This window comes from Acinetobacter genomosp. 33YU, assembly GCF_001990725.1.
GTDB classification, from domain to species: domain Bacteria; phylum Pseudomonadota; class Gammaproteobacteria; order Pseudomonadales; family Moraxellaceae; genus Acinetobacter; species Acinetobacter seifertii.
In genome coordinates this window covers 48,585-59,887 of record NZ_LFZQ01000007.1, presented here as the reverse complement: position 1 = coordinate 59,887, position 11,303 = coordinate 48,585, and the positions used below count along the sequence as shown (strand labels likewise).

The following is an 11,303-nucleotide window of genomic DNA, read 5'->3' as shown; positions in this document are numbered from 1 at the left end:
AATTATATCGAATTTTTTCTAAATACAACTGGTGTTTGACCTGTCCATTTCTTAAAAGCTCGTGTGAAATTTGTAGGTTGTATATAGCCCAGATAAAGCGCAATTTCTTGTATATCCATATCACTATGAAGTAACAAATGCTCAGCTTCTTTTTGTTGAGCTTCTTCAAGCAGTTGAATATATGAAGAACCGACTTGGCTCAAATGGCGCCGTAATGTTCGACTAGACATGTTTAAGCGAGTTGCAATTTCATCAAATGAAGGATAACCAATCTGTGGTTTTAAGTTTAGTTCGGCCTTTACAGTCAGGCATATATCTTTAATTTGCTCTGAAAAACGAATTTGTTCAGCTTCACACTGTGTCAGAGCTTGTTTAAAAGCAATCGGATCTGCCATTTTAATGGGTAAATCTAGAAGCTTTTGGGTATATCGAATTTGATTAGTCGCTTGATTAAAGCGAATAGGTGGCAATACGTGTTGATAGGCTTTGTGATAGGTAGGTTCAGGCCAATCTACCCATAACTCGATTTCAGCAAAATCATGTTTTATTAGAAATTGGCCAGTTTGAATCACACCAATCATTAGACATTCATAAAAAAATCGTCTAAGCGTTTCAGCTTGTTCGGGTTGATTGCTGACAATTGGGTGAGTTTCATTTATTTCAATAATAGAAAACTCATTATTTTCAAGCAAAGTAATACGATAATCTTTTAATCGCATGTTAAAGAATTGCGTTGAAACCTCAATGGCTTGACGAAGGTTTGGACTACTCATAAGGGCATATCCCATCGGACCATGAGCAGTTAAACGCAGTTTTAGTCCATATTCATATCCTAAGCCAGAATCTTTCGACAATAACAAGCTTTCCCACGCCAGTTTAGACCACTGAACAGGAGTAATTCGGGCATCTAGCTGATCTAAAAGATTTAAGGGAATTTTACTTTTCTTCAAAATCTCAAGTGCAGAAAATCCTTTGTCGACCATGATTTCTAATAACAAATGCGCATAAGAAATAGGAATACTGGCTTTGGAAAGCCCATACGGATCTTTCATATTACTTTTTGTTTTGGCCGAAAATGATTATCAGTATGTCTGATCCACATCTCACGCTCAAGTTAAAAGTTCGGAATAATCAATTTATTGTATTTTGAGCATCAATTATGAGCTTACCTATTCCACAAGCTTCCTCTCGAGTTGTGATTACTGGCGCTTCATCGGGCATTGGTGAACAGCTAGCAAAACAGTTTGCTATGCGCGGTTATTCGTTAGTATTAGTGGCTCGCCGTGTAGAAAAATTAGAGGCACTCGCAGAAAAACTAAATGCCGAATATCAAATATCCGTAGATTTATATCCATGTGATTTGGGTGATCGGGCAGCTCGAGCTAAATTTCGTGATTATTTAGAAAATATTGAAGTAGCCATTCTTTGTAATAACGCTGGATTTGCAACTTTTGGTTGCTTACAAGACTTAAATGCAGATCGAGAGCGCGAAGAAGTTGAAGTTAATTCCGTGGCAATTCATGACCTGACTTTAACTGTGTTGCCACAAATGATTAAAAGAAAAGCTGGAGCGATACTCATTGTAGGGTCAACTTCTGGGCATCAGCCAACGCCAGCAAACGCAACTTATGCAGCAACCAAGGCATTTGCCAATTCTTTTGCCGAGTCATTACATAGTGAACTTAAAGGGACTGGTGTTAGCTGTACGCTACTGGCTCCGGGGCCAACCAAAACAGGTTTTAATGAAGTTGCTGGAATTACCAAAATTGATGGAGTCGGTGGCAATTTTGTTTGGGTAACCGCAGAACGCGTTGCCAAAGAAGCCATTCAGGGAATGGAGCGTAATTGTCGAATTGTGATTCCGGGTTTCGTGGCGCAGGCTCAAACCTTTGGAGGGCGTTACACACCACGCATTATTTTGCTGCCCATTCTTAAACAAGTATTTTCGAGATTAAGCTCATGAAACAGTTGATTAATGACTTACGTGTGCCTGTGGGTTTAGCCAATATTGGCAATAAGCTTTATCACAATGCCCACTATTTAACAGCTGTCGTTGAAGTGGATGAAAAAGCGATGGCACGTTGGTTACCATCTGGAATGACACTGGTTAAACCTGCCAGAGCTGATTTGTTCTGTGCTTATTTTCCCGAAAATGTCTATACGGGTGCTTACCATGAAGCGGGTCTATTTGTTCACATTAAAGTTGGTAATAAAACAGGAATCTTTTGTCCTTGGATGATCTTGGACGATGACCGCGCCATGATTATTGGCCGTGAATTACTTGGCTACCCTAAAAAGATGGGTGAAATTAGCTGGGAAAATGATGGCAAACGCATTTTAAGCAAAGCTTCACGCCGAGGTACAACACTCATTGAAATGGAAGCCAAGCTGGGTGAAGTCATTCATGATGCACCTCCAATTTTAGGATTGCCGCATCGGAATATTACGGGTGGATTAGGAATTGGTTTACCACGTGAAGTTCGATTTACCCCGAAAGAGCACCCAGTTGAAGTGCGTCAGGTTGAAATGAACTTACGTTTTACAGGCACTGCAAACGATCCTTTACATGATATGGGGTTAGGTGAAGTTATTGAGGCCAGATTACATCGCGTTGATTTGTCGGGAGGATTAATTCCACCGATTCAAATACCTCGTTTACGCACGCCCTTATTTTTATTACGCCAGTTTAATCCACGCGTTTTATAACTGGAGAATAAATATGAATGCATTCTTTCAGTCAAAGCCAGCTCAAGATTTTTCTAAAATTTCTGCATCAATTGACATTACAGTGCGCCAATTAGATTTGTCTTTTCCAGATGAAATACCAGAGTTTTGGTTTAAAAATAATCCTTTGCTGACCATGTTATTTACGGCCTTGTCGAGTGCTTTCCCAGATGGTGAACGGCAGTTTATTTATAGTGTGCGTAATTATCAGGACAAAATTAGCGATCCTATTTTGCTTAAACAAGTCCGATCTTTTATTGGTCAAGAAGCTCATCACGGCAAAGAGCACGATGCGCTTAATGCTGTCATGCTTAAAAAAGGTTATCCAGTTCAACGTATTTATAAGCGTTTTAAAAAGATGAACCGTATGTTGCAACTTAAGTTTTCTTTAGAGCATCAGTTGGCTTGCACGGTATGTATGGAGCATTTAACAGCCATTTTAGCGGACTATTTTATTAGTATCGCGCCCGAAGACTTAGAGTTGTTTGATGTTCATTTGCGAAAAATTTGGGCTTGGCATGCCATTGAAGAAACAGAGCATAAAGCTGTGGTGTTTGATGTCTATCAATCTTTAGTGAATAGACCTTATTTCTTACGGTTGGTGATGCTAGAAACCACGCTTTCTTTTCTCATTATTACTACCAGAGGAACAAAAGAGCTTTTAAAGGCTTCTGGCAAAAATAGAGATTTTAAAAATCTATATGTGGGTTTGAAATATTTGCTTGGCAGTCAAGGTGTGATCCGAAAAATTAGCCGTAGTTACTTAGATTTTTATTCTAAAGATTTTCACCCTTGGCAACACGATAACCGTGAACAAATGCAGAAATTAAAAGACATATATCTCAATGAATGATTTTTAAATTTAGGAAGAAAGAAAATGACAAAACCTAATACAAAGCCCACATTAGCAAGTTCTTTAACGTTAGCCTGTGGCATTAGCATTCCAAACCGAATTGCCAAATCTGCAATGAGTGAACAACTTGCTGATCGGCATGGTTCACCGACCGTTGACTTACAAAAGTTGTATGCAGCTTGGGCCAGAGGTGGAGCAGGGTTGTTAATCACGGGCAACGTGATGATTGACCACTGTGCTTTTGTTGAACCACGAAATGTGGTTTTAGAGTCAGCAGAATTTCTGCAAGCAAATAAGCTATGGGCTCAGGCTGCTCAGGCCAATGGCAGCAAAATTATTATGCAGATTAACCATCCCGGCCGTGTTGCAGTTTTACCACTTTTGAAAAAGCCAATAGCCCCTTCAGCAGTTGGGCTTGATTTACCTGCCATGAATATTATTCGTATTCCTCGTGCGATGACCGAAGCGGAAATATATGAACAGATTAATCGATTTGCTCACACCGCTCGACTTGCTATTGAAGCTGGTTTTAATGGGGTACAAGTGCATGCAGCACATGGCTATTTACTCTCACAATTTTTATCACCTTTGGCTAATGTTCGGACAGATAAGTGGGGCGGTAGCCCTGAAAACCGACGTCGTATGCTCATTGAAACAGTTCAGGCTGTGCGAGCTGCAATAGGAAAAAACAAAATATTAAGCGTAAAACTCAACTCTGCCGATTTCCAAAAGGGCGGCTTAAGTCAGGAAGAATCGATAGACATTGCTTTAGCGCTGGAAAAAGAAGGAATCGATTTACTCGAAATTTCGGGTGGAAATTATGAGTCTCCAGCTCAACTTGGATATACGCCAGAACGACAAGTAGAGCGTGATGCTTATTTTATAAATTATGCAGAAAGTTTAAGACAAAAAAGCAAACTACCAATCATGTTAACTGGGGGGATACGCAAAGCGAGTTTTATGAAACAGATTTTGTCTGATGGAGTAGTTGACCTTGTTGGAATGGCTCGTCCATTTGCAACACAACCGGATTTGGCAAAGCAACTTTTGGCAGGGAAGTCGATAATAGAACCCGCTCATGTACCTTCAATTGGCTATAAACCTGTAGATGCTTATTTACAACTGGCATGGCACGCTGCCCAATTCCGCCGTATTAGCCGTGGGCAACAACCTAAAGCAATTAAGGGATTACTTAAGACATTTGTTGCTTTTGGTCCACGTATGGGATGTAACATTCTGACTCAGAAATAATGAATAAGACCTTTTAATTCATTTTATTCATGGTCTATAGCCGACATATGAGCGGCTATATACTCATTCGAACCCTTGCGTAATCTAGATAATATTTGAGCTATGTACCTTATTCATCAAATTGCAAAACCACTTTACCTTTTGACCGGCCAGTATTTACATATTGAAGCGCTTCTTTGATTTGAACAAAGCCATAGGTTTGGTCAACCACAGGTTTAATTTTTCCTGTTTCTACCAGTTCGGTAATTTTTGAGAGCTGTTGACCATTTGGCTGCATAAATAGAAATGAATAGGTAATGCCGCGTTTTTTTGCTTTATGTCGAATTGACCAGCTTAACATCGGAATAACACATTTTAGGAACCAGTTCGGATTAATTACCTCTGCAAAAGCATGGTCAGGCGGCCCTGAAATACTAATAAGACGTCCACCACGTTTAAGAACGGTTAGTGATTTTTCTAAGGTTTTTCCGCCTTGTGTATCTAAAACTACGTCGTAGTCTTTAAGCTCTTGCTCAAAGTCCATTGTTTTATAGTCAATGATAATGTCAGCACCTAGCTCTTTTACCCAACCACTGTTTTTAGCACTGGTTGTGGTTGCAACCTTAGCGCCAAGAGACTTGGCAAGTTGAATTGCAATTGAACCCACACCGCCAGAACCTGCATGAATAAGTACTTTTTGACCAGCTTTAACTTTTGCAATTTCAACCAGTGCTTGCCATGAAGTTAAGGCAACTAAAGGTAGGGCAGCTGCCTGTTCCATCGAAATATTTTGCGGTTTAAGCGCAAGTGAAGACTGTTGAACGACCGTATATTCAGCAAATGCGCCGTTTAAATCGGTCTTGGCATAAACTTCATCACCCACTTTAAACTGGCTTACATTCGATCCAACTTCTACGACTGTACCTGCAAAATCGTTCCCTAATATGAAAGGAAACTTCACTGGAAGAATTGCTTTAAATTCACCCTCTAAAACTCTTAAGTCGAGAGGATTAATGCTTGCTGCATGAACTTTAACAAGCACTGTATCTTCGGTTACAGAAGGCTTGGGTTGTTCATCGAATTGTACATCATCAATATTGCCATAACGGCTAATGTAGGCTGCTTTCATTTGAAACCTCTATTTCTCAAAATTATTTTAAAGTTTTATAGGCTTGGGTTTGTTCTAAACCTTCAAGCTGCGGTGAATTAATTTGTCAAAGATCTTTGTAGGGAAAAATCGTCTTAACGCTTTTAAGCTTTTTGCAGTTTTTCCTGCTGTGTAGCGTGGCACAACATGTTGACTTTGAATGACCGCTAAAATTGTATTGGCAACCACACTCGGGTCATCTGACTTATTAATTGAATTAATCATTTGTTTATGTAGCTTTTCACGAGTTTGATCGTAAAAAGAAATTTTATTGTCTGCTTCGAGTAAGTTTAATCCCAAAGACGTATTGGTATAAGCAGGTTCAATCAAAGACACACGAATGCCTTGTGATCTTAACTCGTGGTCTAAAGATTCAGAATAACCTTCAAGTGCATGTTTAGACGCAGAGTAAAGCGCGCCAAAAGGCATAGGCACAAGTCCAAGAATTGAACTGATATTTAAAATAAGTCCTGAGTTTTTCTGGCGCATGTGCGGAATAACTGCGCGAGTCATTCGAACGGCACCGAAAAAGTTGGTATCAAAAATAGCCTGTGCTTGCTGCATTGAACTTTCTTCGGCGCCAGCAGGTGCTATTGCAAACCCAGCATTATTAATTAAGACATCAATTTTTCCTTCGCTTGAGATGACTTTCTCAACGGCTTGGGCAACTGAATTATCTTGATTTACGTCTAACTCAATAAGATGGAATTTGTATTTTGATGAATCTTTTGCTCGTCGGCTTGTGCCATAAACCGTAAATCCTGCTTCATGTAAAAGCTCTGCTGTTGCCAAACCAATATCCGATGATGCACCTGTAATGAGAACTACTTTGCCAGCCATATCATGTTCCTCACTTAAATTTTGTAGTCAATTCACGAATGAATTTCGACTTGATTTTTTAATCATAATCTAAAAATAAAATAGTTACTACTAAAAAGATAGTGACAATACATTTTTGTCTATGTATAGTTAGTACTAAATCGATATTAACTCTGTTTTTTATCTTTTCTCCATTTGAAAGATCACTCATAAAAAACAGATAAATCAGATCAATGAAGTAAATTTGAGGATCAGAGAAATGAATTTTTTATTAAATACAGTTGCAATGAGTTTGACGGCGATATCTATTTTTAGTGTTCCCTTAACTCAGGCAGAGGTTGTGCCATCAGTTTCTTTTAATGAACCATCAATTCAGGCATATAAAGTGTCATCAAGTGCTGTTAGTAATCCGCAAGCAGGGCAACACGCTAAGCAAGATACAAACTGGACAAATGTCCCAACTCAATTTATTAGTGCAGGGGGCGTTAACTTCGCTTACCGAGAATATGGTCAACAAAACGGTGGAACACCTGTCATTTTCTTAAATCATTTAGCTGCTGTACTAGATAACTGGGACCCACGAATTATTGATGGAATTGCAGCTAAACATCATGTTGTGGTGTTTGATAATCGTGGTGTTGGTGCTTCTACAGGTAAACCAGCTCAGTCAATTGAGCAAATGGCAGATGACGCGATTACTTTCATTCAAGCAAAAGGGTTTGAACAGGTTGATTTATTCGGCTTCTCGATGGGTGGCATGATTTCACAAGAGATTGTTTTGAAGCAGCCAAATTTAGTTCGAAAAATGATTTTATCGGGAACTGGCCCTGCGGGCGGTACTGGAATTAGTACAGTCGGGCGAGTTTCTAATTGGGATTTAGTTCGTGGAATGGTGACTGGTCAAGACCCAAAGGTTTATCTATTTTTCACTCGTACAGAAAATGGTAAAGCTTCTGCAAAAGCCTTTATTCAACGTATTAATGAACGTACTGAAAACCGAGATAAAGAAATTACCATTTCTGCCTATCGTGCCCAGCTCAAAGCATTAAAAAAATGGGGAAGTAAAAAACCAGCTGAGCTTTCTGTGATTCAACAACCTGTTCTTGTTGCCAATGGCGATCATGACCGAATGGTGCCAACAGTAAATACTTATGATTTAGCAAAGCGATTACCGAATAGCTCACTTGTTATCTATCCAGATGCAGGTCATGGGGGAATATTTCAGTTTCATGATGATTTCGTAAAACAGTCACTTACATTCTTAGCGAAATAAGAACTTAAATTTAGGACTATGAGACCATGACAACAATTACTCACCAAACGGCCGAGACCCAATTCATTGAAGTAGATGGGGCAAATTTTGCCTATCGTCGATGGGGTAACTCAAATGCAGGGCAACCACCGCTATTTTTTCTTCAGCATTTCCGAGGAGGTTTAGACAATTGGGATCCACTGATTACTGATGGTTTAGCGCAAGGACGTGAGGTCATTTTGTTTAACGGTCGCGGCATTGCTTCATCTACAGGCCAGCCCCGTACTCGCATTGAAGATATGGCAGACGACGCGGCAGCAGTCATTCGTGCATTAGGCTTAAAACAGGTTGACCTATTAGGCTTTTCACTTGGAGGGTTTCAGGCGCAAGATTTAGTACGTCGTCATCCTGAACTCGTCAGAAAACTGATGCTTTTAGGTACGGGACCAAGAGGTGGCAAACCACGTGGAGATGATCCAGAAGTCGCCGCTTTGGTATTAAAGCATGCAACAACTGCTGTGCCTTCTGAAGAAAACTTCCTCTTTTTATTTTTTGGCCGATCTGAAGTTGCTATTCAGGCGGGTCATGAATTTTGGCAACGTCGCCATGAGCGTAAAAACCAAGATCCAGCAAGTTCAGTTGAAGTCATGCAGGCACAGATAGAAGCCAATATGCATTTTTTACCTAAACTTGATGAACAAGACCCATTTGCACATTTACGTGAGATTAAACAACCTACTTTCATTTTAAATGGTGTCGATGATGTGATGATTCCAACCATCAATGCCTATCACATGGCACTTAACATTCCAAACGCTCAGCTATTTATTTATCCCGATGCAGGACATGGTGCCCAATTTCAGTACCCTGAACGCTTCGTAAAACATGCAATACAGTTTTTAGATGAATAATACCCATGAGTTCGGTCCATTCAATTTGATGAATCAAGAAGATAAAAATGATGAAATTTAAATTATTGCTGTGGATGCTGACCAAGCTCATGCAGCGTGCTGTAAAAAAGAACCCGAAATGTGCAGCTTATGTGAAAGATAAAAATGTCATCTTTCAGATTCAAACAGCAAGTGGTGAAGGTCGTTATTTCGAAGTGAAAAAAGGCAAGATTAACTCTTACTCAGGGCTAACCAAGTCACCAAGTTTTACCTTTACGTTTAAAACGGGTAGCAAAGGGTTTGCCGTATTGTCAGCGAAAGATAGTGTAAACACTTTTTTAACCGCACTTAAAACACAAGACCTTGTTATTACGGGAAATTATGTAGATGTGATGTGGTTTCAAAGTTTAGTGGACTTTATTCAACCTCATTCAAAACCTTCTTTAACCGTGTGAGATAAGGCCATGACTCATTTGCAATTAAAAACGAATCTTTTGAATCAGCCTTTAACTTTACCGAATGGTGTCATCATTCCAAACCGTTTAGCAAAGGCTGCAACCAGTGAAACCTTAGCTAGTTATTCAAATAATCCAAACGAAAAACATGTTCGGCTATATCAGCGTTGGGCCGCATCAGGGATTGGGATGATCATAACTGGCAACATTATGATTGACCGCAAAGCCTTAGGTGAGGCTGGCAATGTGGTGGTTGAGGATGAGCGTGATTTTGCAATTTTACAGAAATGGGCAAAAACCGTGACCGAACAAGGTTCTCAATTGTGGGCACAGTTGAATCATCCAGGGAAACAATCACCGAAAGGATTAAATGTACGTAATATTTCTGCGTCTGCAGTACCATTTGGTGCAGAAATGCAGTCTTTATTTGCAACACCTGATGAAGCAACCCACGAAGAGATTTTAGAAATTATTCAGCGTTTTGGTCGTAGTGCTGCGATATGTAAAAAGGCTGGATTTAGTGGAGTCGAGATTCATGCTGCACATGGTTATCTGATTAATCAGTTCTTGTCGCCTTTACATAATTTAAGAAATGATGAATGGGGCGGGACACCTGAAAAACGTCGTCGCTTTTTAATGGAAGTTTATGCAGAAATCCGTAAACAAGTCGGTAAAGAGTTTCCGATTGCCATTAAGCTTAACTCGGCAGACTTTCAAAAAGGTGGCTTTACTGAACAAGATTCTTTAGAAACAATTCAGGTTTTAGCAAATGCAGGCATTGACTTGATTGAAATATCAGGCGGTACCTATGAGTCTGGCGTAGCCAAAGCACCACAAAAAGCATCGACAATTGCACGCGAAGCTTTCTTTATTGATTTTGCGGAAAAAGTAAGAAAACTCGTAAAAACACCTTTAATGGTTACAGGAGGTTTTCGTACTGTAGAAGGTATGAATCAAGCTTTGCAGTCCCATGCATGTGATGTTATTGGAATTGCAAGAATTATGGCCATTGAACCTGATGTGCCTAAATCTTTACTGGCAGGCAAAAATGGTCTTCAGTCGGTGAAACCCATCAAAACTGGTATTAAGAAGGTTGATAGTCTAGGTATTATGGAAGTAGTTTGGTACACCCAACAACTAAAACGCATTGGAAAAGGTAAAGAACCGAAACCTAAAGAAAGTGGCTTATGGGCATTGATTAAATCAGTTTTACGCAGTGGTTGGGGAACGTATGCCACTCAACGCGCACGAGCAAAATAACCCATTTACTTTACTTCAGGCCAATAAAAGCACTCTAATTGAGTGCTTTTATACATTTAAATTATTTACTATTTTTGACTAATAGGGCGGGTGCCAATTTCGGCGCCAGTCATTTGGTCAATCACAATAGGCTTAATTTCTGTGCCTTGTTCTGCATCAATAAAAGTCACCATTTTTTCAGGTTGCTCAAAGGGCTTATATTTTCGACCCCATGCGCCAATCACAAATAAAGCAGGTAAAAAATCTTTACCCGCTTGAGTTAACATATATTCTTCACGAGGTGGATGTTCAGAATATTGTCTTTTTTCGAGTAAGCCTTCCTCTACTAAAACAGACAAACGTTTAGTTAACATGGTTGGTGCAATACCTAAACTTTTACGGAACTGATCAAAACGTGTAAAACCTGCATGAGCATCTCGTAATATCAACATGCTCCACGCATCACCTAAAACTGAAAGTGTTCTGGCTATGGGGCAGACTTCAAGATTGCTATTTTTACTCATATCAAATTAATAAACTTAATAGTAACTACTAAAAAAATACTAACATAATTCTGTCTAATAAGCTATTACGGGCTTGTATTAGTCTAAGAAAATGATTGTATTTATAAGATATTATTAAGTTGATATTTATAGTTTTAGTTAATTATGTAATCTAATGAAAAACAATAATT

The 11,303-nt window shown here is 39.3% G+C and carries 12 protein-coding genes; 8 read left to right on the top strand and 4 right to left on the bottom strand.

The features are described 5' to 3' along the window. Window positions 1-2: 2 nt before the first annotated feature. Window positions 3-1,052, bottom strand: a complete 1,050-nt coding sequence (locus tag AC056_RS07795; RefSeq protein ID WP_077163260.1) for an AraC family transcriptional regulator — start codon at window positions 1,050-1,052, stop codon at window positions 3-5. A gap of 107 nt (window positions 1,053-1,159) precedes the next feature. On the opposite strand from AC056_RS07795, the gene AC056_RS07790 reads away from it, so the two are divergent. The 4 genes from AC056_RS07790 to AC056_RS07775 are packed head-to-tail and all read left to right on the top strand — an operon-like array spanning window position 1,160 to window position 4,828. Beyond that, window positions 1,160-1,963 (top strand): SDR family NAD(P)-dependent oxidoreductase, encoded by an 804-nt coding sequence (locus tag AC056_RS07790; protein ID WP_077163259.1) that lies wholly within the window; start codon window positions 1,160-1,162, stop codon window positions 1,961-1,963. Then, entirely contained in the window at window positions 1,960-2,706 is a 747-nt protein-coding gene (locus tag AC056_RS07785; RefSeq protein ID WP_077163258.1) for an acetoacetate decarboxylase family protein, read from the top strand. Before AC056_RS07790 ends, AC056_RS07785 begins: the two co-directional genes overlap by 4 nt. A 13-nt stretch (window positions 2,707-2,719) precedes the next feature. Then, a complete protein-coding gene (locus AC056_RS07780) occupies window positions 2,720-3,577 on the top strand; it encodes a metal-dependent hydrolase (protein ID WP_077163257.1) in 858 nt (285 codons plus the stop codon). 24 nt (window positions 3,578-3,601) lie between these two features. Further along, complete coding sequence (locus tag AC056_RS07775; RefSeq protein ID WP_077163256.1) at window positions 3,602-4,828, top strand: NADH:flavin oxidoreductase/NADH oxidase family protein; 1,227 nt, start codon at window positions 3,602-3,604, stop codon at window positions 4,826-4,828. Window positions 4,829-4,937: 109 nt separating this feature from the next. On the opposite strand, the gene AC056_RS07770 is transcribed toward AC056_RS07775, so the two are convergent. Beyond that, window positions 4,938-5,936, bottom strand: coding sequence for an NADP-dependent oxidoreductase (locus AC056_RS07770; RefSeq protein ID WP_077163255.1), 999 nt, complete (start codon window positions 5,934-5,936; stop codon window positions 4,938-4,940). Between the two features lie 54 nt (window positions 5,937-5,990). Beyond that, window positions 5,991-6,794 carry an oxidoreductase gene (locus AC056_RS07765; protein WP_077163254.1) on the bottom strand — a complete coding sequence of 268 codons (804 nt, stop codon included), beginning with the start codon at window positions 6,792-6,794 and terminating at the stop codon, window positions 5,991-5,993. A 238-nt stretch (window positions 6,795-7,032) separates the two neighbouring features. Here AC056_RS07765 and AC056_RS07760 point away from each other — a divergent pair, with 238 nt between their 5' ends. Genes AC056_RS07760 through AC056_RS07745 form a run of 4 tightly spaced genes read left to right on the top strand, consistent with a single transcriptional unit; the run spans window position 7,033 to window position 10,630 of the window. Continuing rightward, window positions 7,033-8,046 carry an alpha/beta fold hydrolase gene (locus tag AC056_RS07760; protein WP_077163253.1) on the top strand — a complete coding sequence of 338 codons (1,014 nt, stop codon included), beginning with the start codon at window positions 7,033-7,035 and terminating at the stop codon, window positions 8,044-8,046. 26 nt (window positions 8,047-8,072) lie between these two features. Continuing rightward, window positions 8,073-8,936, top strand: coding sequence for an alpha/beta fold hydrolase (locus tag AC056_RS07755; protein ID WP_077163252.1), 864 nt, complete (start codon window positions 8,073-8,075; stop codon window positions 8,934-8,936). Window positions 8,937-8,983: 47 nt separating this feature from the next. Next, the gene (locus AC056_RS07750) at window positions 8,984-9,370 is read left to right on the top strand and encodes a helicase (protein WP_077163251.1); all 387 of its coding nucleotides are present in this window, start codon (window positions 8,984-8,986) and stop codon (window positions 9,368-9,370) included. Window positions 9,371-9,379: 9 nt separating this feature from the next. Beyond that, window positions 9,380-10,630: an NADH:flavin oxidoreductase/NADH oxidase family protein gene (locus tag AC056_RS07745; protein WP_077163250.1), complete on the top strand. Its 1,251-nt coding sequence runs from the start codon at window positions 9,380-9,382 to the stop codon at window positions 10,628-10,630. A gap of 68 nt (window positions 10,631-10,698) precedes the next feature. On the opposite strand, the gene AC056_RS07740 is transcribed toward AC056_RS07745, so the two are convergent. Next, complete coding sequence (locus AC056_RS07740) at window positions 10,699-11,133, bottom strand: winged helix-turn-helix transcriptional regulator (protein WP_077163249.1); 435 nt, start codon at window positions 11,131-11,133, stop codon at window positions 10,699-10,701. Window positions 11,134-11,303 lie beyond the last annotated feature (170 nt).

Coding starts and splice junctions, on each gene's coding strand:
- AC056_RS07795 (WP_077163260.1), bottom strand. CDS start 1,052: ATGAAAGATCCGTATGGGCTTTCCAAAGCCAGTATTCCTATTTCTTAT.
- AC056_RS07790 (WP_077163259.1), top strand. CDS start 1,160: ATGAGCTTACCTATTCCACAAGCTTCCTCTCGAGTTGTGATTACTGGC.
- AC056_RS07785 (WP_077163258.1), top strand. CDS start 1,960: ATGAAACAGTTGATTAATGACTTACGTGTGCCTGTGGGTTTAGCCAAT.
- AC056_RS07780 (WP_077163257.1), top strand. CDS start 2,720: ATGAATGCATTCTTTCAGTCAAAGCCAGCTCAAGATTTTTCTAAAATT.
- AC056_RS07775 (WP_077163256.1), top strand. CDS start 3,602: ATGACAAAACCTAATACAAAGCCCACATTAGCAAGTTCTTTAACGTTA.
- AC056_RS07770 (WP_077163255.1), bottom strand. CDS start 5,936: ATGAAAGCAGCCTACATTAGCCGTTATGGCAATATTGATGATGTACAA.
- AC056_RS07765 (WP_077163254.1), bottom strand. CDS start 6,794: ATGGCTGGCAAAGTAGTTCTCATTACAGGTGCATCATCGGATATTGGT.
- AC056_RS07760 (WP_077163253.1), top strand. CDS start 7,033: ATGAATTTTTTATTAAATACAGTTGCAATGAGTTTGACGGCGATATCT.
- AC056_RS07755 (WP_077163252.1), top strand. CDS start 8,073: ATGACAACAATTACTCACCAAACGGCCGAGACCCAATTCATTGAAGTA.
- AC056_RS07750 (WP_077163251.1), top strand. CDS start 8,984: ATGATGAAATTTAAATTATTGCTGTGGATGCTGACCAAGCTCATGCAG.
- AC056_RS07745 (WP_077163250.1), top strand. CDS start 9,380: ATGACTCATTTGCAATTAAAAACGAATCTTTTGAATCAGCCTTTAACT.
- AC056_RS07740 (WP_077163249.1), bottom strand. CDS start 11,133: ATGAGTAAAAATAGCAATCTTGAAGTCTGCCCCATAGCCAGAACACTT.